The organism is Lacrimispora struthionigena, assembly GCF_048627165.1.
Lineage (GTDB): Bacteria > Bacillota > Clostridia > Lachnospirales > Lachnospiraceae > Lacrimispora.
On the sequence record NZ_JBMBWP010000002.1, the window covers coordinates 2,604,042 to 2,629,183 of the forward strand.

The following is a 25,142-nucleotide window of genomic DNA, read 5'->3' on the forward strand; positions in this document are numbered from 1 at the left end:
TTAGCCACCGGCATTTAAGCAGACCAGATTAATCCCCTCCTTCCAGCGGTTTTTTCTCTCATTTCTGCTATCCTTGTCCATGTGACTGTTATAAATTTCATAATCTATATTGGTAAATATTTTACTTCTGTCATATATCCCTGCCGCGATTCCTGCCATGTATGCTGCCCCAATGGCAGAAAGCTCTTCCTGTTTTGATACCCGCATACGGATATCTGATATATCAGACTGAAACTGCATTAAATAGCGGTTTTTAGCAGGCCCGCCATCTGCACACAACTCCTTTAGCATTTTATTACTGTCCTTTTCCATGGCAGTCAGTATGTCAGCTACCTGGAAGGCAATGCTCTCAACTGCCGCTTTTACCAGCTCTGCTTTTCCTGTAGTCCGGCTCATACCTAAAATCATGGCTCTGGCATGTTCCATCCAGTAAGGCGCAGAAAGTCCCGAAAATGCCGGAATTAATACAGCTGTATCCTTTTGATTTGCATGATAAACCAGTTCTTCCGCTTCTTCCTCTGAGCAGATAAGCCCCATCTCATTTTTCAGCCAGGAAATAACTGCTCCTGCGTAATTAATATTCCCCTCTAAAACATATTCTACACGACCTCCCAATCCCCATGCAAGAGATGTGGCAAGACCTGTACTGCTTTTTACAAATGAATCCCCGGCATTCATCATAATGGAGGATCCCGTTCCATAGGTTGCCTTTGCCTGTCCCGGCATATGGCATCCCTGCCCAAACAGGGCCGCATGGGAATCTCCCATTACTCCGTATATAGGTACCGGCACATCAAGATACCCCTCAAAATCAGTATAACCAAAACAGGCATCACTGGAACAGACTTCAGGCAGTTCCTTTATGGGTATCCCAAACATCTGGCACAGATCTTCATCCCATTTTAAGGTATGGAGATTAAATAACTGGGTTCTGGATGCATTGGAGTAATCTGTAAAAAAACCACATCCCTTTGTAAGCCTGTAAACCAGATAACTGTCCATTGTTCCAAGACAATAAGATTCCTTTGGCGAGATATTTTCTAAAAGCCATGTCATTTTAGCCGCCGGAAAATAGGGTGATAGCGGAAGCCCAGTCTTCTCATAAATATCACTGCTGCAGTTCTTAAAACGGTCAGCGACCCGTGCTGCCCGGTTACACTGCCAGACAACGGAATTGGCAAGTGGTTCCCCGCTCCGGCTCCATATGGCAGTTGATTCTCTCTGATTACTGATTCCTACCGCTGCCACGCTCTCTTTTCCTATGTCGGAACAATCCAGTACTTCCCTTACAGATAAAATTGTATTTTCATAAATTTCTTTTAAATCGTGAGAGATCCAACCCTTTTCATTGACGATCTGGTTATGCTTTCGGTCTGCCCTGCCAATTAATTTTCCCTTATCATCGAATAGTACTGCTTTTGTACCCTGTGTACTCTGATCGATAGCGATTACACAACTCATTTTACCAGCCCCTGACTCAATCCGGCTATAACAGCCCTTTTTATTCCCTGATCGTCCAGTCCATAATATTGAAATATTTCATGATTTGTACCTGCAATAATATGTCCGTCAGGTAGCGCCAGGTTCACTACCTTTTTGGGACAGCTGGCAGATACAATCTGTGCCACCATGCTCCCAAGCCCCCCGTAAGGAGAATGCTCCTCTGCTGTCACAATTAAATCAGCCTTCTCTGCCGCATCAATCACAGCTTTCTCATCCATTGGCTTTAAGCAATACATATCAATGACTCCAACACCATACCCCTCACGTTCCAGCTCCTTTGCTGCTTTCACAGCATAAGGAACCAATTCTCCGCAGGAAATAATGACGGCATCTGCTCCCTCCTTAATCACATTGGCGCGATTCAGTTTAAAATCCATATTCTCTTCATATACATCCTCAGTGGCAGAACGGCTGACTCTTACGTAAGCAGGTTTTTCATCCTCAAGAAGTGCCTCAATCAGCTTTCTTGTCTGAAAACGGTCGCAAGGCAGATAAACCCGCATATCAGGCAGACTTGCCATGGCGGCTATATCCTGACAGGAATGATGGGTCATACCCAGTGCTCCGTAGCTGACACCTCCGCTGATTCCGATTAAGGTTACATTGGTCTTTGAGTAAGCCACATCAACCTTTACCTGTTCGTAGCTTCTGGTAGACAAAAAGCTTGCTGGTGATGCTGCGAAAACCTTTTTATTGCAGGAAGCTAAACCCGCAGATACAGATACCAGATTCTGCTCCGCAATTCCTACTTCAACAAACTGTTTGGGGTACTGTTCTGCAAACGGTGCCAGGGAAGCGGAACCTCTGGAATCAGAACATACTACCACGATATCCTGGTCTTTCTTTGCTGCATCCAAAAGAGTATCACAAATCACCTGACGGTTGGTTATCTGACTCATGCCAACACCCCCTCTATTTCTTCAACTGCCTTCCTGTATTGCTCCTCTGTCATGACACCATGATGCCATTTCTTCTGGTTTTCCATAAATGACACCCCTTTTCCTTTTGTAGTATGGGCAAGAATGACGGAAGGCTGACCTTTTTTAGCCTCAGCTTCCTGGTAAGCGGCAAGAAGCTGCTCACAATTATTTCCATCTTCTACTTCTATTACATACCAGCCAAACGCCTTGAATTTTTCACCCAGATCATCACTTTTCATCGTCTCCCCAGTAGTCCCGCTGATTTGAAGACCATTTAAATCGACGGTTGCGCACAACTGGTCCAAACCATAATGTCCGGCTGCCATCATAGCTTCGTAATTTGATCCCTCAGCCATTTCACCATCTCCCAGAACAACATAGGTTCTGTATGACCGTCCATCCATTCTGGCTGCCAGTGCCATTCCTACTCCCAACGAAAGTCCATGCCCTAATGATCCGGAATTCATCTCAATTCCAGGCACATCTGTATTAGGATGTCCAATAAAAACAGAACCAAAGCTGCTGAATGTGTCTATGGCTTTCTGCTTATCAAAAAAACCCCGCTCTCCCAGAGTTATATAAAGTGCATCAGTACAGTGTCCCTTACTAAGCAAAAAGCGGTCTCTGTCCTCAGACTTCCAGCTTTCAGGATTCACATTCATTACTTCAAAATAAAGCACGGTTAAGATATCAATCACACTTAAATCCCCGCCAATATGTCCGGCTTTCGACCGGTATACTTCCTCAATTATATCTCTTCGAAGCTCATAAGCCTTCCTGGTGAGTCTGTCCATGTCCGTTCACATCCTTTCTTATTCTCCCCGTATCCACGCTTTTACTTCTTCATCATTGTTATCATACAGATCCGGTGAAATACCAATATACTTACATGCCTCATAAAGAACCGGTACCACGTTTTTATGAATCCCTACGCAGTGATGGATATAAGGTCCTTCCACAATTTTAGCTTCCAGCCTCTTTAAATTTTTAACCTCCACCCATACGTAAGTTCCCTTGGTATAAGGCCCCTCGATGCCTTTCGCATTGCCAAGAAGCAGACTGTACTCTCCGTTATCACCATCAAACCGGCAAAGGGTCATCTCTCCCAGCTTTGCCTGTGCTTCTACGGCTCCCGGATGGCTGAAAGCAAGAGGATATCCAATTGACGGTTTACAGGATGCGCAGGATAGAGGCCATGGACCGCAGTGCTGCAGAAGTTCTCCATTTTCATTATCAGGGTGCCGGACCGTCCAGTCAGCAAAAAATGTCCTTGCTTCCCCAAGTCCTGCAGCCTCACACATGATTGCTGTAATAGCACCATGAATATCAGTCTCGCATACAACAGGAAGTCCCTCTTCGTTTAACAGACTGTTTGCTGCACAGGGCATAATTCCGATTTCTTCCTGTAGTTCATTCCAGCACTGCAGGGCAATTGCATTGCACCCATAACGGTCTGCCAGAGCTTTCATAGCCGCTTTTAGCGCTGCCACCGTCTTAAGATCCTCATCCTTTATGTTCACCTCAAAATTTTCCTTACAGTAACTTATAATCTTCTGAATTTTATCCTCATCTTCTCTTACCCGTTTCATTTCTCTTGTCAGTTCAGGCATGGGGATAGGTGCCAGCTGAATATTAAAATTCTCAAGAAGTTCCCCTTCATTACACATAGTGGACCAGAAATCAAAGGGCCTTGGTCCAATCTGAAGGATCCGGGTATTTTTAAATGCCTTTACCACATTACATACAGCCAGGAAATTAGTGACCCCTCTGTAAAATGCCTCATCTTCCAGACGGCAATTGCATAAATAAGTAAATGGAATTTTAAATCTTCGCAAAACCTTTCCTGTTGCAAAAAGCCCGCACTGACTGTCTCTGAGACGGATTCCGTTTTCATCCGGCCGTTCATCTCTCGGTCCCCAAAGCAGTACTGGTACACCGCATTCCCTGCAAAGTCTTGCTACCTCATACTCTGTTCCAAAGTTACCGTGGGGAATAAACAGACCATCAATTTTTTCTGCCTTGAATTTCTCTGCAATTCTTATTCTGTCATTTTCACTGTGCAGCAAACCATCCTCTGAGATATCTGTAATATCTACGAAAGTAACTCCCATTTCCTCCAGCTTTTTTCTGGTCAAATCTGCATACTTAACTGCATCCGGTGCAGAAAAAATGCTCCTTCTCGTTGGTGCAAATCCCAATACTACATTTGTCATACACATGTCTCCTTTTCTTAACTGCTACCCATATTATTTACTGGAGCCAACTTAATTACAATTAATAGTTAAGTGAAATATAGTATTTTGTTGACTTAATTCACTTAATCTGTTACCTTGATAATTAAGTAGTCTGTCAGTAAGAAAGGAGCCCATTTCGATGTCCATAACAGCAAAGGAACTTGCTAAACTGCTTAATCTGTCAGAGGCTGCTGTCTCCATGGCACTTAACCATAAACCAGGAGTCAGCACTCAGACAAGAAAGAAGGTCATAGAGGCTGCAAAAGAACATGGTTTTGATTTTTCAAAGATAAAAGAGACCTCTCTGAGCACCAGCCCTCAGGGCATGATACAATTTATCATATATCGAAAAAATGGCGTTGTTGTTTCAGATACCCCCTTCTTTTCCCAGTTATCAGAAGGAATTGATGCCGGCTGCAAAGAGGCCTGTTATTATCTGAACATTTCATATCTTTATGAAGAAGATGATATTCCAGCCAAGGTTTCCGAAATGATGCGGTTAGGCTGCAGGGGAATTTTGCTACTAGGAACAGAGATGGGGGAAGAAGACTTTAAACCGTTTTTAAGTCTTCCCGTACCCGTTGTGGTAGTAGATACCTGCTTTGAAAACCGGAGCACTGACTGTGTCATAATAGACAATGTGCAGGGCGCATTTTTTGCAACAAATTATCTGATCAGAAAAAGGAAAAAGCAGCCTGGATATTTAAAGTCCTCCTATCCCATCAAGAATTTCGAGCAAAGATCTGACGGCTTCTACCAGGCAGTCAGAAAGAACGGAATGTCTGTTTCCAATTCAAAAGTTCACAAACTATCTCCGTCCATGGATGGTTCCTATGCTGACATGGCGGCTATTTTAAAGCAGGGAGAAACCCCGGCAGACTGTTATTTTGCAGACAATGATCTCATTGCAGCCGGAGCCATTAAAGCACTGAAGGAATATGGTTACCGGATTCCACAGGATGTGGCCGTAACTGGTTTTGATAATATGCCTTTATGTACGTTCCTGGACCCACCCCTTACAACTATCCATGTTCCCAAACAGTATATGGGAATGATGGCGGCAAAGCGTATGGCAGAACTTATTAAAACAAAATCATCATACCCTGTGAAAATTGAAATCAGTACCACTCTGGTTCTAAGAAAATCTACTTAATATATTGTTGCAAAAAAAAAGAGAACAGATTTGAAATAACTCCAAATCCATTCTCTTTTATTGATTGTCCTGTCAAAAGATCCTGTTATGATCTTTTCCCGGTTTCTATTTATTTACCGTAGTAAGCCTTTAAATACATTTCCTTAATTTCACTGAACAGCGGATATCTTGGGTTTGCACCGGTACACTGATCATCAAATGCATTTTCAACCATCTCATCAAGTGTATCTAAGAAATACTTCTCATCTACGCCGTAATCTTTAATAGTTGCCTTAATGCCTACTGCTTTCTTTAATTCCTCAACCTTAACAAGGAATTTTTTAAATACTTCCGCATCATCCTTGCCTTCCACTCCACAGAAGCGTGCGCATTCTGCATATCTGGCCAGTGTATGGGGATACTGATACTGGGGGAATGTTCCCATCTTAGTCGGAACTTCAGAAGCATTAAACTCCATAACCAGAGTGATTAACAGTGCATTTGCCACACCGTGAGGAATATGGTGGTAAGCTCCTAATTTATGAGCCATAGAGTGACAAACTCCTAAGAATGCATTGTTAAATGCCATACCAGCCATACAGGAAGCGTCAGCCATCTTGCATCTTGCTTCAACATTTGTTCCATCGTTATAAGCGGTTGGAAGGTATTCAAATACATTTTTCATAGACTTCAGTGCAAGACCGTCCGTATAGTCAGAAGCCATGACTGAAGCGTATGCTTCCAGTCCGTGAGTCAGAACATCAATACCAGAAGCACTGGTCAGCCCCTTAGGCTGGCTCATCATGTTGTCTGCATCAACGATAGACATATTGGGCATTAACTGGTAATCTGCAAGCGGATATTTTACTCCAGTGTTCTGATCTGTAATAACAGCGAAAGAAGTTACTTCAGAACCAGTACCGGAAGAAGTTGGGATTGCTACAAAATAAGCTTTCTCGCCCATCTTCGGGAATGTGTAAACTCTCTTACGGATATCCATAAAGCGCATTGCCATATCCTGGAAATCTACTTCCGGATGCTCATACATAACCCACATGATCTTCGCAGCATCCATAGCGGAACCGCCGCCCAGAGCAATGATTGTATCTGGCTGGAATGCCTTCATAGCTGCAGCACCGGCCTCAGCGTTTGCAAGAGTCGGGTCAGGCTGAACATCTGAGAATACAGTATAAACGATTCCCATTTCATTGAGTTTGTCAGTAATTGCCTTGGTATAACCATTCATATAAAGGAAAGAGTCTGTTACTACAAATGCTCTCTTTTTGTTATAAACATCTTTTAACTCACTAAGTGCAACTGGCATACAGCCTTTTTTGAAATAAACTTTCTCCGGATTTCTGAACCACAGCATGTTCTCTCTCCTCTCAGCAACGGTTTTAATATTCAGCAGATGCTTCACACCTACATTTTCAGAAACAGAGTTTCCTCCCCAGGAACCGCAGCCCAGTGTCAGAGATGGCTGTAACTTAAAGTTATAGATATCACCGATACCGCCATGAGAAGATGGTGTATTAACCAGAATACGACAGGTTTTCATTGCAGCTGCATGTTTTGCCATCTTTTCAGTTTCATTCACATTCACATACAGAGAAGCTGTATGGCCATAACCACCGTCTGCAACCAGCTGTTCTGCCTTTTCAATTGCCTCATCGAAGGTTTTAGCCTTATACATAGCCAGAACTGGAGACAGCTTTTCATGTGCAAATTCTTCCTCAAGATGTACGCTTTCCACTTCACCAATTAAGATCTTAGTTGATTCCGGAACTTCAACACCTGCAAGCTTTGCAATGGTATGAGCTTTCTGACCAACAATCTTTGCATTTAACGCACCATTGATAATAATGGTTTTACGTACTTTCTCAATCTCATCGCCTTTTAAGAAGTAGCAGCCTCTTGCTGCAAATTCCTTCTTAACCGCGTCATAAACCTTTTCAAGAACAGTAACAGACTGCTCAGAAGCACAAATCATACCGTTATCAAATGTTTTGGAATGAATGATGGAGTTGACTGCCATCTTTACATCAGCTGTATCATCAATGATAACCGGTGTATTACCTGCACCAACGCCCAGAGCCGGCTTGCCGGAGGAATAAGCTGCTTTTACCATTCCAGGTCCGCCTGTTGCAAGAATGATATCTGCACTTCTCATAACCTCGTTGGTTAATTCCAGAGACGGTACATCAATCCATCCAATAATTCCTTCCGGAGCACCTGCTTTGACAGCCGCATCAAGAACTACTTTAGCTGCTGCTATTGTACAGTTCTTTGCTCTTGGGTGTGGGGAAATGATAATAGCATTTCGGGTTTTTAAGCTGATTAAGGTTTTAAATATAGCAGTTGAAGTCGGGTTTGTAGTGGGAATAACAGCTGCTACCAGTCCGATTGGTTCTGCAATTTTCTTTATTCCAAATGCTTTATCTTCTTCAATTACACCGCAGGTTTTTGTATCTTTATAAGAATTATAAATATATTCAGCTGCATAATTGTTCTTAATTACTTTATCCTCTGCAACGCCCATTCCGGTTTCTTCGACGGCCATCTTTGCAAGAGGGATTCTTAATTTATTTGCAGCACTGGCTGCTTCATAAAAGATCTTATCAACCTGCTCCTGAGTGAAGGTTGCGAATACTCTCTGAGCTTCTCTCATTGCCTCCATTTTTGCGATCAGGGTATCTACACTATCAATTATCTGGGGAACCTTAACCAGTTCTTCTTTTTTTGCCATCTTGAATTTCCTCCATTTTATAAGTATCAATCCCATTGGTTACTTGATCGATATTTTTTTAACGATCTTTATGATCTTATTATATTCTATCGTTATTTTTTTGTCAATGTGAGAACTCACAAAAAAATACATCAATCGCTATATTTTTTATATAATTTTTATAAATATTTTTTTACTTATATAAGAATAGGCCTGAACCTTATAAATCTCATAAAACAAGGGTTTATAGGGGTTGATATTGATTCAGAATAATCAATAAACCGTTATACCCTGTTTTTTCTTTATTTTTATCTCAATTATAATAAAGAAATTACATGATTCTGCCCTGCTTCTATGAACACATTTAAGAACTTGGCATTTACCTATAAATATGGTATAGTTAGCCTTACTACCTGCTATAATAAGGTCCGGACAGGTTGATTAGATAAGGTGATTTAAGGGGACATATATGAAAATAACCATTGGAATTGATCTTGGAGGAAGTACAACGAAGATTGTAGGATTTCAGGATCATAAATTGAAAATACCCACATTTGTGAAAGCAGATAATCCCATCGCTTCTCTATTTGGTGCTCTGGGTAAATTTATCTATGATAACAACATTCAGTTAAATGAAATAGAAAAAATTATGATTACAGGGGTAGGAAGTGCATATGTAGAGCAGCCCCTTTATGGTATTCCAACTTTTAAGGTGAATGAATTTACCTGCAATGGATTAGGTGGTCAGTATTTTACCGGATTAAAAGATTTAATCGTGGTAAGTATGGGAACTGGTACTTCACTGGTACAGGTAAATGGAGATTCCATTGTTCATACCGGAGGTATTGGAATCGGCGGAGGAACCATCCTGGGTCTTTCAAGCCTTTTATTAAAAACCCAGGATATCTCCCATATCATGGATCTGGCCAGCAGAGGAACTTTGAGTAATATCGACTTACAGATTCAGGATATTTCAAGAACTCCTCTTCCAGGGCTGCCATTATCTGCGACAGCATCAAACTTCGGAAAAGTGAGGGGTTTTGTATCAGATGAAGATATTGCAATCGGTATCATTCATATGGTACTCCAGGTAATAGGAAAGTCCGCCATTCTTTCTTCATTAAACAGCAATATTAATGACTTTGTTATGACAGGGAATCTTTCTAAGTTTCCTCAGTGCAGGGAGATCTTTCAATCCCTGGAGACCATGTTTGATGTTCACTTTATTATTCCTGAACAGGCTGAATACGGTACTGCCATCGGCGCTGCTCTCACAGAAGAGCATCATTTTGAGATGACAGAGATCCGTTAGTTAAAACGAATATTCTTTCTTTTCACTGGTAAGGGACTGGATTACAGCTTTGGCATTTTGTAAATAGAAAACTTCCATTAAGTAATCGTCAACCGAATACATTCTGCTTAAAGCTGATCCATACTCTTCCATCATTGCTACTCTCGCTTCTCTTCTGGAATCTAAAACAGCTTCGCACTGAAGACGGATCCAGGTCCCGTGGTTCATTCCGCTGATTTCAATTTTAGGGTTTTTCATCATTTGATCATATACCGGTTTTTTATTGTTGGTAATAATATAAATTCTTCCTTCAAACTGGCATACTGCTCCAAAGGGGCGTACTCTTGCCTGATCGCCGTCACAGGTAGCCAGATAAAACGTTTTGCATTCCTTTAAATACTGAAGTACTTCTTCCATATTGATTTCTCCTCTTCTTATTATAATGATTCATAAAACATATATATAAAAAACACGGTAAAAACCGTGTTTTTATGAATGATATCCCAATGCCCGTTCCAGAGCTTCTTTTTCTTCACTTCCAAGAAGTACTTCTGTTTCTCCTCTTTCTACTTCTTTAATGTATACATAACACCCTTCTCTGCTATGAACTGAGTTCAGCACAAATCCACTGTTTGTATAATCCAATAATGACATAGCAAAGCTTAAATTACCTCCCATGCCCTTAAAAGCGTTATATTTTACAAGACCAAACTTCTGGAATGCACTTCTATAGTTTTTATTGGTATTTCTCAGAGAGTCTTTATTCGCACGATCCTCTGATTTTAACTGGGCAATATCTTCCATCTGTTCCATGATAATGCCCTCAAGTGTCTCTGCATCTTTACCTCTCATAAAAAAATCATACCTGCGATACAATTTTTTCATTTGTATCATACAAATAATTACGACAATTAGTAATATTAGTGTAAGCGCGGATAGTCCAATGATCAAAAAGGCTGGATCAATCGGCAGCTGATTTAATATACTGTTATCCATTCTTTCGTCCTCACTTCCATGATGTTATCTTATGGATTCTAATAACTCTACTATTCTTTCCAATTCTGCCTCAGAATAGTACTCAATTTCAACTCTTCCTTTATTTTTATCTTTTCGGTTAATGCTGACTTTGGTGCCCATGGCAGTTTTCATTCGATCTTCCAACTCCCGGAATATCAGTGAAATACTTTCATCCTCATCTTTTACTTCCTTTGGTTCTTTCTTTTTTGACAAGGATTTTACAAGTTTCTCTACTTCCCGGACACTCATGTTTTCAGCCACAATCTTACCGGCAAGCTGATATTGTAAATCTCTATCTTCCACTGCCAGTAATGCTCTTGCGTGACCACTGCTGATCTGATCCTGTATCAGCATCTCCTGAATTCGTTCATCCAGCTTTAATAATCGCATGCTATTAGTTATGGTAACCCGATTTTTAGCTACACGTGCTGCTATTTCTTCCTGCTTCAAACCAAATTCCTGCATCAGGATAGAATAAGCTCTGGCTTCTTCAATGGGATTTAAATCTTCCCTTTGAACATTTTCAATTAATGCTATTTCCATGGATTGCTGCTTTGTATATTCCCGGATTACTACCGGTACTTCTTTTAAGCCAGCCAGTTTCGCTGCCCGCCATCTACGTTCACCAGCGATAATTTCATAGTATTCGCCTTTTTTTTGCACTAAAAGTGGTTGTAATACACCATACTCCTTCATGGATTCAGCCAATTCTACTAATGCTTCTTCCCGAAATTCCTTCCTTGGCTGATTATGGTTAGGCTCAACCATTGAAATTTTTAAAAACATCTCTTTCCCAGTTTCCGAATCAGCTTTCTCTTTTTCCGGTACTTGAGTTGGATGTTCTGCTTCTTTATGATTCTTCATTTCCTGCTCTTCTGCTGCAGATTCCATTACTTCATCTCCAAAAATTGCGCCAAGGCCTTTCCCTAAACCTGTTCTCTTTGCCATATCTAGATCTCTTCTCCTCTGCTGATAACTTCTGCCGCCAGTAACCGGTAGCTTTCTGCCCCCGCTGATCTGGAATCATATAAATTGATCGGCATTCCATGGCTGGGAGCCTCTGCCAGTCTGACATTTCTGGGTATGATTGTTTTATAAATATTTTGATTCAAATTGTTTTTTACACTTTCAACAACTTCCAATGAAAGATTTGTTCTTGCATCATACATGGTAAATACGACTCCCTCCATTTCAAGGGAAGGATTCAATTTCTTTTTTACTAAATTTACTGTCTTTAATACCTGACTAAGACCTTCCAATGCATAATATTCACACTGGATGGGTACTAGAACGGTATTAGCTGCTGTTAAGGCATTAATTGTCAGTAGACTCAATGACGGAGGACAATCTATAATAATAAAATCATAGTTTTTCTTGACTTTTTCAAGATATGACTTAAGGAGTATCTCCTTATTTTCTATTTCCAGCAGTTCAATTTCAGCTCCTGCCAGATCCACGTTTGATGGCAATAAATCCAGATTTTCCTGAACGTTAGGTATCAAACATTCTTCTATTTCACATTCTCCAACCAACAGATCATAAACAGTACGCTCAATCGTTGACTTTTCCATACCAAGTCCGCTGGTTTCGTTTCCCTGTGGATCAAAATCCACAGCTAATACCCGTTGTCCTGACTCTGCAAGACAAGCTGATAGGTTTATTGCGGTCGTTGTTTTACCAACTCCGCCCTTCTGGTTTGCTATCGCAATGATTCTTCCCATTTTTAATTTTCTCCTGTTACAACGTACGGAAATGCAGTTCAAATTAGAGTATAACATACTTTATTTTTTTTTCCTATGGTTTCAAGTAAAAAAATACAGAAATTACAAAAAATGTTTCACGTGAAACATTCTTCCAAGTTTAAGAATAAATTAATATGTTTGACGTTGTAAGTCCATATCGATTATATTATAATAAGAAGAGATTATCCGCACTCAGGAGGTATATAATGAAAACTAAGAGTAAATTACTGACTCTGCTCATCCTTTCAGCAAGTACAGCTGCCGCAACTGCAGTTATTAATAAATTTGTTAAACTCTCTGCATCTTCTAAAAATATCTTATCAGATGCAAAGTCCCTATGTTACAAATGGAGATTTGGTAATATCCATTATACGAAATCTGGCACAGGGAAACCACTTCTTTTAATCCATGATCTGACTGCATACTCGAATGGCTATGAGTGGAACAGCATGACTTCATTGTTGAAAGAACAGTATACCGTATATACCGTAGATCTTCTGGGATGCGGTCGTTCAGAAAAACCCGATCTTACCTATACTAATTATCTCTATGTACAGATGATTTCCGATTTTATTAAATCAGAAATTGGACACCGAACCAATGTAATCGCTACCGGTGCTTCATCAGCGCTGACTCTTATGGCATGTAATAATGCTCCGGAACTATTTGACCAGATTATGCTCATTAATCCGGAAAGTCTAATGACGTGTAGCCAGATACCCAATAATCACTCCAAAGTATATAAATTCATTTTGGATCTGCCAATATTAGGTACTCTTCTATATCATATATCAGTAAGCAAACAATCTATAACAGAAGAATTTAGCAAAAATTACTACCTCAACCCCTATTCCGTAAAAAGCTCAATCATAGACGCATATTATGAATCGGCTCATTTAGGAGAATCACCAAAATCGCTGTATGCCAGTGTTAAGTGTAATTATACAAAATGTAATGTGACTAATGCACTGAAAAAAATTAACAACAGCATCTACATTACTGGTGGTGAAGAAATGGATCGCATCAGTGAAGTTATTTCAGAATACCAAAAGTATAATCCAGCTATTGAAAGTTCACTAGTGCCGAAGAGTAAATATCTTCCACAATTGGAGAATCCTAACAGTTTGTATCAAATAATTCAAATGTATTTTCTATAAAAAAATGTTTCACGTGAAACATTCCTACAGAGATATGATTCTCCACTGGATGTTTCACGTGAAACATTTTACTTTAACGGCTCTTTTGATGGTGATCCTGCTTTTCTTGGATACTTTTTAGAAATACCGTTTACTTTATTAATTTTAATCAATGATCTCTCTGCCTCAGTACCTGGCAGTAAAAATCGTTCTGTATCTTCTATTTTTCCACCTAAGAGAAAAACCGCATGTTTTGCTTCTCCTAACTCCTCTTCTATCTTGCCAGATTTGTATGGTATAAAATATCCACCTACTTTCACAAATGGCATGCAATATTCTGATAAAGTGCTTAAATTTGCTACTGCTCTGGAAACACAAAGATCATACCGTTCTCTATGATTGGTATCACGTCCTAAATCTTCCGCTCTTCCATGAATTGCATAAATTTCTTCTAAACCCAAATTATTAATTACTTCATTAAGAAAATTTATTCTTTTATTCAAAGAATCCATCAATGTAATTTTAAGTTGTGGAAATGCAATTTTTAAGGGAATTCCAGGAAAACCAGCACCTGTACCAACATCTATTATGCTATAATCCTCAGTACCCAGATCACTCAAAATCTTTATCAGAGATAAGCTATCAACAAAGTGTTTCGATATAACTTCTTCCATCTCCGTAATTGCAGTAAGATTCATTACTTTGTTCCATTCAACTAATATTTCATAATACTTATAAAATTGCTCCAATTGATTCTTTTCCAAATTAATAGATAATAGACTCAATTCACTTTGGAACTTCTCATAGAAAGCATCTGTCATATTTCCTACCTCACTCCTTCTGATCTGTATTTTTATGAATCTTCATCTGTTCTAAGTAAACCAGAAGCACGGAGATGTCTGCTGGAGAAACACCTGATATTCTGGATGCCTGTCCAATGGACAAGGGTTTATATAAATTCAGCTTCTGGATGGCTTCTCTTCTCAATCCTTTTACTTCTGCATAATCGAATTCTGCCTGCAGCTTTCTGTTTTCCAGTTTTTTATATTGTGAGACCTGTTGCTTCTGTCTGCGTATATATCCTTCATACTTAATATTGATATCTACCTGTTCCATTACATCATTTGGAAGTGGCAGCCGATTGGTATCTATATCAGTTAACATAACATAATCAAGTTCTGGTCTGCGCACTAATTCCGCTAAAGTTGTTCCTGTTTTTAGCGGAGTGCTCCCATGCTTCTCCAAAAACTCCTGTACTTTACTGGATGCTCCCATATTGGTTGATTCCAGACGTTTAATTTCTAATTCGATTGCTTCTTCCTTTTTTAATAATTCTTTATATCTTTCATCACTGATCAAACCAATCTGATGCCCAATTCCCATTAAACGCAGGTCCGCATTGTCCTGACGAAGAAGAAGCCTGTATTCTGCTCTTGATGTCATCATACGGTAAGGTTCCAGATTCTCCTTGGTAACCAGATCATCAATTAATACTCCGATATATGCCTGTGAGCGATCTAAAATGACTGGCTCTTTATTAAGAATTTTCATGGCAGCATTTACTCCCGCCATAAATCCCTGAACAGCCGCTTCCTCATAACCTGAACTTCCGTTAAACTGTCCGCCGCTGAATAAACCACTGACTGCTTTAAATTCCAAGGTTGCGTACAGCTGTCTGGAATTAATACAGTCATATTCAATTGCGTATGCATTTCTCACAATCTTAACATTTTCCAGCCCAGGAACCGTTCTGTACATAGCATACTGGACATCCTCTGGAAGGGAACTTGACATTCCTCCCAGATACATTTCATTGGTGTAAAGGCCTTCCGGTTCCACAAAAACCTGGTGACGGTCCTTATCCGGGAATTTCACCACTTTATCCTCGATGGATGGGCAATATCTTGGTCCTGTACCTTCAATTGCACCGGAATATAAAGGGGAACGATCCAGATTATTCCTGATAATCTCGTGCGTGTTGCTATTTGTATAAGTCAGCCAGCAGGATATCTGTTCCTTCTGGATGGATTCCGGATCCGTTGAAAAGGAAAACGGTACTACTCTCTCATCACCCAGCTGCTCCTCCATTTTAGAAAAGTCAATGCTTCTTTTATCCACTCTGGCAGGAGTACCTGTTTTAAAGCGCCTCATTTCGATTCCATTGGCCTTTAAGGAATCAGTTAAGTGATTGGCTGCCTGCAGCCCATTGGGGCCTGTATAATTACTTACATCACCGTAAATACATCTTGCTCTTAAATAGGTTCCTGTGGCTAATATAGCTGCCTTACAGTGGTATACAGCACCGGAATAAGTTTTAACTCCAGTCAGAATCCCGTTTTCTGTTATGATTTCAGATACTTCTGCCTGCCTTATGGTCAGATGATCCGTATTCTCCAGGATTCTCCTCATAGATCTTGAATAGTCCTGTTTATCAGCCTGAGCTCTTAATGAATGGACAGCCGGACCCTTAGACTGGTTAAGCATCTTTGACTGAATAAATGTCTTATCAATGTTTTTTCCCATCTCTCCGCCTAACGCATCCAGCTCTCTCACCAGATGGCCTTTTGAGCTTCCACCAATATTGGGATTACAAGGCATCAGGGCAATACTGTCTACACTGACAGTAAACATAATTGTCTCAAGGCCCAGCCTGGCGCATGCCAGGGCAGCCTCACAGCCAGCGTGACCAGCGCCGACTACTACTACGTCATAAGACTCCTCTAAATACTGCATTTTTATCTCCTCTTTTCTGATCCTTACTTACCCATACAGAATTTACTGAATATTTCTTTGACCAGATCATCTTCTATGGATTCTCCCAGTATAATTCCAAGCTGCTCATATGCATCCATTAAGTCAATGGAATAGAAGTCCTCAGCCATCCCGTCATGTATGCTCTGCTCCACCATAGAAAGACTTTTAAACGCCTCTTCCAGTGCATTCTTCTGCCTTACATTCGTGATATAAACCTGATCATTAAAATCAATTTCACCCTCGTAGAACATGGTCTTAATCTCATGCTCCAGATCCTCTATACCAGAACGGTTTCTGGCAGAAATTGTAATCACCTTATGACTGGTTCTTTCATTTAATAAATCTGGTGTAACAACCATGGATAAATCTGATTTATTTAAAACAATCACTGCTTTCCTGCCTTCAATAAAAGATAATATATCTTCATCATTTTCATCAAGCGGGCAGGAACCATCCACCACATAGATAATTAAATCAGCGCCCTCAGCCGCCTGCCTTGCTTTTTCAACCCCTATTTTTTCAACTACATCTTCCGTATCACGGATACCAGCTGTATCTATCATATTCAGGCTTAAATCTTCCAGCATGATCTGTTCCTTTAATGTATCACGGGTAGTTCCGGCAATATCTGTAACAATTGCCCGATCCTCACCCACAAGAACATTGAGAAGAGAGGATTTACCAGCATTGGGTTTTCCCATAATGACAGTTTCAATGCCTTCAGAAAGTACTCTTCCGTTCTCAGAAGAACGAATCAACCGCTTCAGTTCCTCCTTTATGGGCATAATCCCCTGAAGCAGAGTTTCCTGATAACCATCCAGAGAGATATGCTCCGGATCATCAAGTGCCGATTCGATAAAGGCAATATGATAAATAATCGTCTCTCGTAGTGCACGGACACGCTTGGATACAGCACCATCCAGCTGACTGACGGAAGACTTTAAAGCATATTGATTTTTTGCATTAATTACATCAATGACTGCCTCTGCCTGAGTTAAATCAATTCTTCCGCTTAAAAATGCCCGTTTGGTAAACTCCCCTGGTTCAGCCGGTCTGGCCCCGTACTTTAATACAGTCTCCAGTATCTTTTTAGTAACCAGAACTCCTCCATGACAGTCAATCTCAACGGTATCTTCTCCCGTATAACTGCCTGGTCCTCTCATGATCAGAACCAGAACCTCATCAATCAGTTCCTCGCCATCATAAATGTATCCGTAGTGAATCGTATGTGATTTCTCCTCAGAGAGCTTTTTCACACGTTTCCCTTTTCCTTTAAAAATTCTGTCTATAATCTGAAATGACTCCTCGCCGCTGATCCTTACAATTCCAATTCCGGAACTGGATATCGCTGTGGCAATCGCCGCTATTGTATTCATCTTCATATTCTATCACCTGTTTTACACCAGTCAATATACTGGCGTGAGAAAAGGGTTGAGGGTGCCTTCCGACAGCCCCAACCCTCATTGTTGTTTGACTATTTATCTCTATCCTGATATCGTTCTTTTTTCACATGTTCCTTTTTCAAGGATATTACCACATGTCTGAATGGTTCTTCCCCATCACTTCTGGTAACAACAAATTTGTCATTCTGAAGTGCGGAATGAATAATTCTTCTTTCATACGGATTCATAGGCTCCAGAGATACCGGTCTTCTGGTTCGCTTTACTTTATAAGCAATATTCTTAGCCAGTGTTTCCAGAGTCTCTTTTCTGCGCTCTCTGTAATTTTCCGTGTCCAGTTTCACGCGAATATAATCTTCGCTTTCTTTATTAACAACAAGACTTACCAGATACTGCAAAGAATCCAGAGTCTGTCCTCTTTTTCCAATCAGGATTCCCATGTCATCACCAGACATATTGATGGAAAGCTCACGCTCTCCCTGATCAAATGCGGCTTCCATAGAAACTCCTAAATTCATTGCACCAAATACATCGGAAAGAAAGGTCATTGCCATGTCCTCCAAGGTTTCTTTCTTCCTTGCGCGGATGACAGCAGGCTTTGAACCGATAAATCCCAGAATACCATTACTACCTTTATCAACAATCTCATACTCCAGTTTATCACTGGTTGTTTCCAGTTGGATTAATGCTTTTGTAATCGCCTCATCAACGGTTTTTGCTGAAACTGTAATCATATCCATAGGTCACCCCTCCTATTTACTGTGCTTTTCATTATACTTCGAAACCATACGTGCTTTGGCAGAAATGCTGTTGGGATCTGAAGTTGAGCTTTGATAGTAATCGGTAGAAGCCTTTACCTGCTCCTTTGCTTTTTCTATTTTAGCATTCAGTTCCTGCTCTGCTTTCTCATTGTTAGCCTGAAGATTCTTAAGGTTCGCAGTAGCATTCTGAGAAACACGCTGAGGTGGAAGACCTTTTTTCGCACGCTTTTTATTTGCCTTATCCAGATTCTTCTTAATCATCTCATCCATATCAATGCGGTTTAAATGACGGTTAATTAAAACCTGCTGAATGATCTGGAACACACTGGACGCAATCCAGTAAATACCAATACCAGACGCAAATGTAAAGCAGAAAAATACAGACATTAATGGCATAACTGTATTCATGCTCTTCATTGACTGTGCCATAGCATTATTCTCATCTGCTCCACTCTGAGGCTGATTCACTGTCATAAGCTTTGTACTAAACCACTGGCTGGCACCAGCAAGAATAGGAATCAGGAGTGCAAGGCTTAAATGAAAACCGCCGCCAGTTGGGAAAATAACACTGGCTGGTGTTGATGCCAGGTTTATACCAAGGAAGGAATTCATATGCTCAATCTGTGCAGCATTGGTAGTAATGGTATCCTGGATGGTTGGATAAAGAGCCTTTAAAGCATTCCACTGATCCGGATTTAACTGGTATAAGAAATCCACCATTCCATTACTGGTATTTAAATCTCCGATTCTTGATAATGTGACCTTATGATCAGCTGCAAACTGTGTCAGCTGTGCAACATGATCACCACCAAGAGAAGTAATTGCAGTCACTACATTAACAAAAACAGCCTTAACACTCTGTACGTAAGCAGGAATATGATAAATTACCTGATAAAGAGCGAACAGAATTGGCATCTGGATTACCAGCTGAACACAGCCACCAGTCATGGATGTTCCGTATTTCTCATAAACTGCCTGCATTTCCACGTTCTGTTTTCTCATGGATTCCTGGTCAGTTTTACCTTTATACTTTGCCTGTACGGCAGAAATTTCCGGCTGCATAACGCTCATCAGTTTTGATGATTTCTGCTGTTTTAATGTCAGCGGAAACATTAGAAGCTTTGTCACGAGAGTAAATAAAATAATACATAAACCAATGTTCTGGATTCCAACTGCAGATGTCATCTGGAATAGCAAATCCATGATTACACCCAGAACAGTTGCGAAAGGTCCCAGAACTCCTCCTACCTTAGTGAGTACTAAGAATTCCAATGAACTACCTCCTCATCATTTACGGAACTGGATCATAACCGCCTTTTGCAAAAGGATTACAACGAATAATTCTTATGCAAGCCAAAAACGTACCTTTTAACACACCATACTTTTGCAGTGCCTCAATGGCGTATTGAGAACACGTAGGTGTGTATATACAGTGAGTTCTTATCTTCAGAGGAGACAAATACTTCTGATATCCTCTGATCATCAAAATCATGATTTTTTTTACCATAAGATCACTTCGATTCTTTTTTTAAAATGTTATGAAGTCCGCACAAGTGCAGATATGCACTTTCGATTGTCTTGTATTTTTCTTCTTTTGCCGATGTTCTCACAACGACCACGATGTCTAATCCTGTCTCAATCATATCTTCATGAAGCCTGAAGCTTTCTCTGATTAATCTGGTTATATGATGCCTGATTACACTGTTTCCTACCTTCTTGCTCACCGAAATACCGATTCTTGTATCCGGCCTGTCCGTCTTTAAAACGTACATGACAAGAAGTCTGTTAGCAAGGGATTTTCCACTCTGATATACTTCTTTGAAATCCCTGTTCTTTTTAATCGAATTAAAATGTTTCATTCAACTCTTTCCTTTTCCGATTTCTGGAATTTGAGAAAAGAAAAGGCCACAATTACTTGCGGCCTGGTCCATTAAGCTGATAATTTTGCTCTTCCTTTTGCTCTTCTGGCAGCTAAAACTTTTCTTCCGCCGGGAGTGCTCATTCTGGCTCTGAAACCATGAACTTTTGATCTTTGTCTCTTTTTTGGCTGGAACGTCATTTTCATAATATACGGACACCTCCTCTTGTTACAATAGCTTATCATAGGCAATATGATGAAACATATTGAGACTATTTTAATTAAACATCATACCAATTATATAGAAGAAACCATGGTTCGTCAAGGGAAAAATATAAGTTTTCATTAGACTTCTAATATTTTCCACATTCCCTGATTATGCAGTATAATAAATAAAACTATTTAATTTCCCAATGGGGATTCTTAAAAGAATAAAAAAGGATGGGTTAATACGATGAAAAGTGAGCAAATCAATATCAGAGATCCTTACGTACTGCTGTCTGACGGTATCTATTATATGTACGGAACCAGAGCAGAAACCTGCTGGATGGCCGCCACAGGCTTTGATTGTTATACCAGTACTGACTTAATTGAGTGGGATGGCCCTCATGAAGTTTTTCACAAGCCTGAGAACTTTTTTGCAGACCAAAACTGCTGGGCCCCTGAAGTTCACTGCTATCAGGATTCCTATTATATGTTTGCTACATTTAAAGATACTAAAAATCATGGCGGAACTGCCATTTTAAAAGCAGACCATCCACTGGGACCATTCACCTTATTCAGTCAGAAACAAATAACTCCCCCTGATTGGGAGTGCATTGACGGAACCTTTTATGTGAGTTCTGATGGAACTCCCTATATGGTTTTTGTGCATGAATGGGTTCAGATATCGGATGGTTCCATCTGTGCAGTAAAGTTAAGCAGCGATTTAAGCCATGCCGTATCGGAGCCTGAACTTTTATTTCATGCATCGGAAGCCAAAAGCTGGGTCGTTACAATTGAAAATAAAAACAGACCAGGAAAACATTATGTTACGGATCGGTCCATTCCTTTACCGGACAACAAACGGCCGCCTTCTTATGCTGTGGTCAAGTTTTGGAAACGAAGGTTATACCCAGGCCATTGCATATTCTGATAATGGGGATATTACTGGCAACTGGATACAGCAGGATCAATTGCTCTTTGAAAAAGACGGAGGTCACGGCATGATCTTTAAAGATAAAAAAGGAACGCTTATACTTACCCTTCACACACCCAATGAGCACAAAAAAGAGCACCCCGTTTTTTATCGGCTGGAAGAACGAAATAATACCCTGACTGTTAAAGGACTGTATCAATGAAAGAAGTCATTTTTGCAGGAAAATGCCGGGGCGTCGGGATGAGCCATGTATCCAGAGACTGTGATCTGGCTGAAACCATCGGATTCTATAAAAATGAATATCAGATTTATTATATCTTAAATGGAGAGCGTTTTTTTTATTACGGCAACCAAAGCTACCGGATGGGAAAAGGCACGCTGACCTTTATTGACAAGAAACTCATCCCTTTTACCAATGTAATCGGTGGTAATTATCATGAACGGATTCTGATCGAACTGGAAGAGTCCTGGCTTCGTCTTGCAGGAAATGCAATGGAACTTAATCTTTTGGAGTTTTTTCAAAATAATCACGGTGTTCTGCAATTAGACGAAAAGCAGCAAAGCATTCTGGAAAAAAAACTGTTCCGCATGGAATCTGCATTGAAAAACCAGAAAACATACGGTGCAACAGAGGTTAAAAATCAGCTGCTGTCTTTATTTCTCATGATACTAAATGGAGCCGGAATCAAACCAGAGGTCTATTATATGCCAAAGAGAAAAATGATGCGCTACGTAAAAGTCGCAGAAATCATACAGTATATTATGATTCATTATTCAGAAATCTTTGGCTTAGAAGATCTGGCCAACATATTTTATTTAGATAAAAGCTATTTAAGCCGAATATTCAAAGAAGTTACTAATTTTACTGTCAATGAATTTATCAATTGCCAGAGAATTGAGCAAGCCAGAATTCTTCTACTTGACGAGAAACTTACCATGGAAGACATCTCGCAGAAACTGGGTTATGAACGGTTGTCTTACTTTGATCGTGTTTTTAAAAAATATACCGGTTTATCCCCTCTTCAATACAGAAAATCCAAGAAATATAATGACGTTTAGTCAATATAGTGCAAATTAAAGGTTTTTTTTGATGTATTGGGGCTTTCCTTCAAATGTATTGTGATTGTGGTTGATTAATAGTAAAATGTAACTATACAAAAACAAATCCGGATTTTATAATTGGTACATTTACACAATATTTTATAATGCAATCACAATTAGGAGGAACTATGAAAATCAAAAAGTTTACTGCACTGTTTTTATCTGGCCTGATGACTTTTTCTCTTGCCGGCTGTTCCGGAAGCAAACCTTCCTCTTCTGCAGAGACCGTCTCTAAGGACACAGGAAAACAGATAACTCTACGAATGGCCTGGTGGGGTTCTCAGACAAGACATGATGCCACCAACAAGGTTATTGAGCTCTATGAATCACAAAACCCCAATGTGCATATTGAAGCAGAATTTTACGATTTTGACAGTTACTTTACCAAGCTGGATACTTTGGTAGCAGCTGACGATGTGTGGGATATCTTTCAACTGGGTGGGAATTTTCCAAAATACATCAAAAATATAGAACCACTGGATGGTTACATAAAAGATGGAATTATTAATACCAGTGATACCACCGAAAATTTTCTGGCAACAACAAAAGACAACAACGGTTCTCAGATTGGGATATCCATTGGCACTAACACTTATGGAATTGCATACGATCCGGAGTTATTTCAAAAGGCCGGCTTAGCCGAACCTGAAAATGACTGGACGTGGGATGACTGGAAAAAAGACTGTATTACCATAAAAGAAAAACTTGGTATCTACGGGAGTTCAAAGATTGACCATTTTATAGCAGGTGTAACCATGCGTGCCTCACAGACAAAAAAAGATGCAAATTTCTTTAAGAAAACCAATGATGGCATTGAAGCAGAAGATCCGGCACCCTTTGCTGATTACTTAAAAATGATCAAAGAACTGACAGATGACGGCGCCTATCCCGATGCCGGGGCGATAAAAGAAATCAAGGACATAGAAGGGGATTATCTGGTTACCGGGGATGCAGCAATGACCTGGGTTTCCTCCAATCAGGTTTCTTCCATTGTCCACGCCTCTGGCAGAAATATTAAAATTGCACCAGTACCAAGATTAACGAAAAATGGCCCTTATGGAATGGGAGTCCAGTCTTCCCAGCAGCTTTGTATCTCCAGTAATTCCAAAGCAAAGGAAGAAGCCGCCAAATTCATTAACTTTTTTGTCAATGACATAGAAGCGAATAAAATATTAAACGGAGAACGGGGCGTTCCTATTATGTCAAAGGTAAGAGAAGCTGTCGTTTCCCAGGCAGATGACTCCGGTAAAATCATTTATGATTTTGTTGATAAAATAGGAAATTTTCCAAAAGAAGACAGCAATGTTATAAGCCCTGATCCAAAAGCTGAAATTGAAGATCAATATAAGCTTCTGATTGAAAAAGTACAATATGGTGATGTAACACCAGAAGATGCTGCAAAACAATTGCTGGATTTTTCCAAGTCAAAATTTCAGCATTAAGGATCATTAAGAGGCAGGTAAGGATTCTCTTTGCCTGCCTTTCCTATGGAAAAAAGGAGGTAATAAGCAATGAACGAACTAAAAACTAACTGGAAAAAAATCCTCTATCATAACAATACCGTAGGTTATATTTTTTCCTTTCCCTTTCTATTTGGATTTTTCGCATTTACATTGATTCCAGTTCTGGTATCCGTATATTATTCCATGACCAATTATAAACTGGGTCAAAGTCCGGTATTTATAGGACTTGAAAACTATAAAAATCTGTTTTCAGATGACCGTTTCTTAAATTCAGTAAAAGTCACCCTTATTTATGTCATCACCTCCGTTCCATCCAAACTGGTTTTTGCCCTTTTTATTGCATATCTTCTGACGCAGAAACACAGTGGTGTAACATTTTACCGGTCTCTCTATTATGTTCCTTCCCTGATTGGCGGAAGCATTGCCGTAGCACTTGTCTGGAAAACCATATTTTCAAGGAAAGGACTGGCAAATACCATTCTTGCCTCTTTTGGTATTCCAAAACTATCCTGGCTGGGAGAACCCCATCTGGCAATGGGAATCCTTGTCCTCATGTCCGTCTGGCAATTCGGATCATCTATGATTATATTTGCTGCCGGATTAAAAGAAATATCTCCAACTTATTACGAAGCTGCTGAAATTGATGGTGCAAACAAATGGCAGCGCTTTACAGCAATTACACTCCCCTGCCTCTCACCCATTATTTTATATAATCTGATTATGCAAACCATAACTGCCTTCATGGCTTTTACCCAGGCTTTCGTCATCACGCAGGGAGGCCCCAACGACTCCACTAATTTCTACGCGCTTTACGTTTACAACCATGCCTTTAAATGGTCCAATATGGGATACGCCAGTGCCATGTCCTGGGTCATGCTGGCTTTAATAAGCATTATTACTTTCCTGTTTTTTAAGACATCAAAATTCTGGGTATTTTCAGAAGCAGACCAATAAGGAGGATCATAAC

The 25,142-nt window shown here is 40.1% G+C and carries 25 protein-coding genes; 8 read left to right on the plus strand and 17 right to left on the minus strand.

The window, feature by feature from the left end; genetic code table 11:
• Genes ACOAOT_RS21145 through ACOAOT_RS21160 form a run of 4 tightly spaced genes read right to left on the minus strand, consistent with a single transcriptional unit; the run spans position 1 to position 4,636 of the window.
• Positions 1 to 1,461 (minus strand): FGGY-family carbohydrate kinase, encoded by a 1,461-nt coding sequence (locus tag ACOAOT_RS21145; RefSeq protein ID WP_420218766.1) that lies wholly within the window; start codon positions 1,459 to 1,461, stop codon positions 1 to 3.
• Entirely contained in the window at positions 1,458 to 2,402 is a 945-nt protein-coding gene (locus ACOAOT_RS21150) for a transketolase family protein (RefSeq protein ID WP_420218767.1), read from the minus strand. Before ACOAOT_RS21150 ends, ACOAOT_RS21145 begins: the two co-directional genes overlap by 4 nt.
• Complete coding sequence (locus ACOAOT_RS21155; protein ID WP_420218768.1) at positions 2,399 to 3,217, minus strand: transketolase; 819 nt, start codon at positions 3,215 to 3,217, stop codon at positions 2,399 to 2,401. The genes ACOAOT_RS21150 and ACOAOT_RS21155 overlap by 4 nt, the downstream gene beginning before the upstream one ends.
• Before the next feature lie 18 nt (positions 3,218 to 3,235).
• The gene (locus tag ACOAOT_RS21160) at positions 3,236 to 4,636 is read right to left on the minus strand and encodes an L-fucose/L-arabinose isomerase family protein (protein ID WP_420218769.1); all 1,401 of its coding nucleotides are present in this window, start codon (positions 4,634 to 4,636) and stop codon (positions 3,236 to 3,238) included.
• A 160-nt stretch (positions 4,637 to 4,796) separates the two neighbouring features.
• Here ACOAOT_RS21160 and ACOAOT_RS21165 point away from each other — a divergent pair, with 160 nt between their 5' ends.
• Complete coding sequence (locus ACOAOT_RS21165; protein WP_420218770.1) at positions 4,797 to 5,810, plus strand: LacI family DNA-binding transcriptional regulator; 1,014 nt, start codon at positions 4,797 to 4,799, stop codon at positions 5,808 to 5,810.
• A gap of 109 nt (positions 5,811 to 5,919) precedes the next feature.
• Here ACOAOT_RS21165 and adhE read toward each other — a convergent pair whose 3' ends face one another.
• Positions 5,920 to 8,535, minus strand: a complete 2,616-nt coding sequence (gene adhE / locus ACOAOT_RS21170; RefSeq protein ID WP_420218771.1) for a bifunctional acetaldehyde-CoA/alcohol dehydrogenase — start codon at positions 8,533 to 8,535, stop codon at positions 5,920 to 5,922.
• Between the two features lie 448 nt (positions 8,536 to 8,983).
• On the opposite strand from adhE, the gene coaW reads away from it, so the two are divergent.
• On the plus strand, positions 8,984 to 9,826 hold the full coding sequence (gene coaW / locus ACOAOT_RS21175; RefSeq protein ID WP_420218772.1) for a type II pantothenate kinase: 843 nt from the start codon (positions 8,984 to 8,986) through the stop codon (positions 9,824 to 9,826).
• Here coaW and ACOAOT_RS21180 read toward each other — a convergent pair whose 3' ends face one another.
• The 4 genes from ACOAOT_RS21180 to ACOAOT_RS21195 form a co-directional block, all read right to left on the minus strand.
• Complete coding sequence (locus ACOAOT_RS21180; RefSeq protein ID WP_420218773.1) at positions 9,827 to 10,222, minus strand: pyridoxamine 5'-phosphate oxidase family protein; 396 nt, start codon at positions 10,220 to 10,222, stop codon at positions 9,827 to 9,829.
• A gap of 72 nt (positions 10,223 to 10,294) precedes the next feature.
• Positions 10,295 to 10,801, minus strand: coding sequence for a DUF4446 family protein (locus ACOAOT_RS21185; protein WP_104439534.1), 507 nt, complete (start codon positions 10,799 to 10,801; stop codon positions 10,295 to 10,297).
• Positions 10,802 to 10,825: 24 nt separating this feature from the next.
• Positions 10,826 to 11,770, minus strand: coding sequence for a ParB/RepB/Spo0J family partition protein (locus ACOAOT_RS21190; RefSeq protein WP_420218774.1), 945 nt, complete (start codon positions 11,768 to 11,770; stop codon positions 10,826 to 10,828).
• A gap of 2 nt (positions 11,771 to 11,772) precedes the next feature.
• Positions 11,773 to 12,543, minus strand: a complete 771-nt coding sequence (locus tag ACOAOT_RS21195; RefSeq protein WP_104439532.1) for a ParA family protein — start codon at positions 12,541 to 12,543, stop codon at positions 11,773 to 11,775.
• Positions 12,544 to 12,770: 227 nt separating this feature from the next.
• On the opposite strand from ACOAOT_RS21195, the gene ACOAOT_RS21200 reads away from it, so the two are divergent.
• Positions 12,771 to 13,721 carry an alpha/beta fold hydrolase gene (locus ACOAOT_RS21200; protein ID WP_420218775.1) on the plus strand — a complete coding sequence of 317 codons (951 nt, stop codon included), beginning with the start codon at positions 12,771 to 12,773 and terminating at the stop codon, positions 13,719 to 13,721.
• 68 nt (positions 13,722 to 13,789) lie between these two features.
• On the opposite strand, the gene rsmG is transcribed toward ACOAOT_RS21200, so the two are convergent.
• The 8 genes from rsmG to rpmH form a co-directional block, all read right to left on the minus strand.
• Entirely contained in the window at positions 13,790 to 14,521 is a 732-nt protein-coding gene (rsmG, locus tag ACOAOT_RS21205) for a 16S rRNA (guanine(527)-N(7))-methyltransferase RsmG (protein WP_420218776.1), read from the minus strand.
• Between the two features lie 10 nt (positions 14,522 to 14,531).
• Positions 14,532 to 16,433 carry a tRNA uridine-5-carboxymethylaminomethyl(34) synthesis enzyme MnmG gene (gene mnmG / locus ACOAOT_RS21210; protein ID WP_420218777.1) on the minus strand — a complete coding sequence of 634 codons (1,902 nt, stop codon included), beginning with the start codon at positions 16,431 to 16,433 and terminating at the stop codon, positions 14,532 to 14,534.
• 23 nt (positions 16,434 to 16,456) lie between these two features.
• Complete coding sequence (gene mnmE / locus ACOAOT_RS21215) at positions 16,457 to 17,836, minus strand: tRNA uridine-5-carboxymethylaminomethyl(34) synthesis GTPase MnmE (protein WP_420218778.1); 1,380 nt, start codon at positions 17,834 to 17,836, stop codon at positions 16,457 to 16,459.
• A gap of 92 nt (positions 17,837 to 17,928) precedes the next feature.
• Positions 17,929 to 18,594, minus strand: coding sequence for an RNA-binding cell elongation regulator Jag/EloR (gene jag, locus ACOAOT_RS21220; RefSeq protein ID WP_277405339.1), 666 nt, complete (start codon positions 18,592 to 18,594; stop codon positions 17,929 to 17,931).
• A 12-nt stretch (positions 18,595 to 18,606) separates the two neighbouring features.
• Positions 18,607 to 19,887: a YidC/Oxa1 family membrane protein insertase gene (locus ACOAOT_RS21225; protein ID WP_420218779.1), complete on the minus strand. Its 1,281-nt coding sequence runs from the start codon at positions 19,885 to 19,887 to the stop codon at positions 18,607 to 18,609.
• Positions 19,888 to 19,906: 19 nt separating this feature from the next.
• On the minus strand, positions 19,907 to 20,122 hold the full coding sequence (gene yidD / locus ACOAOT_RS21230; RefSeq protein WP_170820227.1) for a membrane protein insertion efficiency factor YidD: 216 nt from the start codon (positions 20,120 to 20,122) through the stop codon (positions 19,907 to 19,909).
• A 4-nt stretch (positions 20,123 to 20,126) separates the two neighbouring features.
• Positions 20,127 to 20,474 carry a ribonuclease P protein component gene (rnpA, locus tag ACOAOT_RS21235; protein WP_420218780.1) on the minus strand — a complete coding sequence of 116 codons (348 nt, stop codon included), beginning with the start codon at positions 20,472 to 20,474 and terminating at the stop codon, positions 20,127 to 20,129.
• Between the two features lie 71 nt (positions 20,475 to 20,545).
• Positions 20,546 to 20,680 (minus strand): 50S ribosomal protein L34, encoded by a 135-nt coding sequence (gene rpmH, locus ACOAOT_RS21240; protein WP_013274848.1) that lies wholly within the window; start codon positions 20,678 to 20,680, stop codon positions 20,546 to 20,548.
• Positions 20,681 to 20,927: 247 nt separating this feature from the next.
• Here rpmH and ACOAOT_RS21245 point away from each other — a divergent pair, with 247 nt between their 5' ends.
• From ACOAOT_RS21245 to ACOAOT_RS21265, 5 genes are all read left to right on the plus strand, one after another.
• Entirely contained in the window at positions 20,928 to 21,608 is a 681-nt protein-coding gene (locus ACOAOT_RS21245; RefSeq protein ID WP_420218781.1) for a family 43 glycosylhydrolase, read from the plus strand.
• 70 nt (positions 21,609 to 21,678) lie between these two features.
• Positions 21,679 to 21,813, plus strand: coding sequence for a hypothetical protein (locus ACOAOT_RS21250; protein ID WP_420218782.1), 135 nt, complete (start codon positions 21,679 to 21,681; stop codon positions 21,811 to 21,813).
• Positions 21,810 to 22,670 carry a helix-turn-helix domain-containing protein gene (locus ACOAOT_RS21255; protein WP_420218783.1) on the plus strand — a complete coding sequence of 287 codons (861 nt, stop codon included), beginning with the start codon at positions 21,810 to 21,812 and terminating at the stop codon, positions 22,668 to 22,670. Before ACOAOT_RS21250 ends, ACOAOT_RS21255 begins: the two co-directional genes overlap by 4 nt.
• A gap of 170 nt (positions 22,671 to 22,840) precedes the next feature.
• On the plus strand, positions 22,841 to 24,154 hold the full coding sequence (locus ACOAOT_RS21260) for an ABC transporter substrate-binding protein (protein ID WP_420218784.1): 1,314 nt from the start codon (positions 22,841 to 22,843) through the stop codon (positions 24,152 to 24,154).
• 69 nt (positions 24,155 to 24,223) lie between these two features.
• A complete protein-coding gene (locus tag ACOAOT_RS21265; protein WP_420218785.1) occupies positions 24,224 to 25,129 on the plus strand; it encodes a carbohydrate ABC transporter permease in 906 nt (301 codons plus the stop codon).
• Positions 25,130 to 25,142 lie beyond the last annotated feature (13 nt).

Bases quoted from the DNA above. Each gene is read 5' to 3' on its own strand.
- ACOAOT_RS21250 (WP_420218782.1), top strand. From the start codon at position 21,679: ATGATCTTTAAAGATAAAAAAGGAACGCTTATACTTACCCTTCACACA.
- ACOAOT_RS21180 (WP_420218773.1), bottom strand. From the start codon at position 10,222: ATGGAAGAAGTACTTCAGTATTTAAAGGAATGCAAAACGTTTTATCTG.
- ACOAOT_RS21265 (WP_420218785.1), top strand. From the start codon at position 24,224: ATGAACGAACTAAAAACTAACTGGAAAAAAATCCTCTATCATAACAAT.
- ACOAOT_RS21165 (WP_420218770.1), top strand. From the start codon at position 4,797: ATGTCCATAACAGCAAAGGAACTTGCTAAACTGCTTAATCTGTCAGAG.
- mnmE (WP_420218778.1), bottom strand. From the start codon at position 17,836: ATGAAGATGAATACAATAGCGGCGATTGCCACAGCGATATCCAGTTCC.
- ACOAOT_RS21260 (WP_420218784.1), top strand. From the start codon at position 22,841: ATGAAAATCAAAAAGTTTACTGCACTGTTTTTATCTGGCCTGATGACT.
- yidD (WP_170820227.1), bottom strand. From the start codon at position 20,122: ATGGTAAAAAAAATCATGATTTTGATGATCAGAGGATATCAGAAGTAT.
- ACOAOT_RS21145 (WP_420218766.1), bottom strand. From the start codon at position 1,461: ATGAGTTGTGTAATCGCTATCGATCAGAGTACACAGGGTACAAAAGCA.
- mnmG (WP_420218777.1), bottom strand. From the start codon at position 16,433: ATGCAGTATTTAGAGGAGTCTTATGACGTAGTAGTAGTCGGCGCTGGT.
- ACOAOT_RS21190 (WP_420218774.1), bottom strand. From the start codon at position 11,770: ATGGCAAAGAGAACAGGTTTAGGGAAAGGCCTTGGCGCAATTTTTGGA.
- ACOAOT_RS21255 (WP_420218783.1), top strand. From the start codon at position 21,810: ATGAAAGAAGTCATTTTTGCAGGAAAATGCCGGGGCGTCGGGATGAGC.
- ACOAOT_RS21200 (WP_420218775.1), top strand. From the start codon at position 12,771: ATGAAAACTAAGAGTAAATTACTGACTCTGCTCATCCTTTCAGCAAGT.
- adhE (WP_420218771.1), bottom strand. From the start codon at position 8,535: ATGGCAAAAAAAGAAGAACTGGTTAAGGTTCCCCAGATAATTGATAGT.
- ACOAOT_RS21245 (WP_420218781.1), top strand. From the start codon at position 20,928: ATGAAAAGTGAGCAAATCAATATCAGAGATCCTTACGTACTGCTGTCT.
- rnpA (WP_420218780.1), bottom strand. From the start codon at position 20,474: ATGAAACATTTTAATTCGATTAAAAAGAACAGGGATTTCAAAGAAGTA.
- rpmH (WP_013274848.1), bottom strand. From the start codon at position 20,680: ATGAAAATGACGTTCCAGCCAAAAAAGAGACAAAGATCAAAAGTTCAT.
- ACOAOT_RS21150 (WP_420218767.1), bottom strand. From the start codon at position 2,402: ATGAGTCAGATAACCAACCGTCAGGTGATTTGTGATACTCTTTTGGAT.
- ACOAOT_RS21185 (WP_104439534.1), bottom strand. From the start codon at position 10,801: ATGGATAACAGTATATTAAATCAGCTGCCGATTGATCCAGCCTTTTTG.
- ACOAOT_RS21155 (WP_420218768.1), bottom strand. From the start codon at position 3,217: ATGGACAGACTCACCAGGAAGGCTTATGAGCTTCGAAGAGATATAATT.
- ACOAOT_RS21195 (WP_104439532.1), bottom strand. From the start codon at position 12,543: ATGGGAAGAATCATTGCGATAGCAAACCAGAAGGGCGGAGTTGGTAAA.
- jag (WP_277405339.1), bottom strand. From the start codon at position 18,594: ATGGATATGATTACAGTTTCAGCAAAAACCGTTGATGAGGCGATTACA.
- ACOAOT_RS21160 (WP_420218769.1), bottom strand. From the start codon at position 4,636: ATGACAAATGTAGTATTGGGATTTGCACCAACGAGAAGGAGCATTTTT.
- rsmG (WP_420218776.1), bottom strand. From the start codon at position 14,521: ATGACAGATGCTTTCTATGAGAAGTTCCAAAGTGAATTGAGTCTATTA.
- coaW (WP_420218772.1), top strand. From the start codon at position 8,984: ATGAAAATAACCATTGGAATTGATCTTGGAGGAAGTACAACGAAGATT.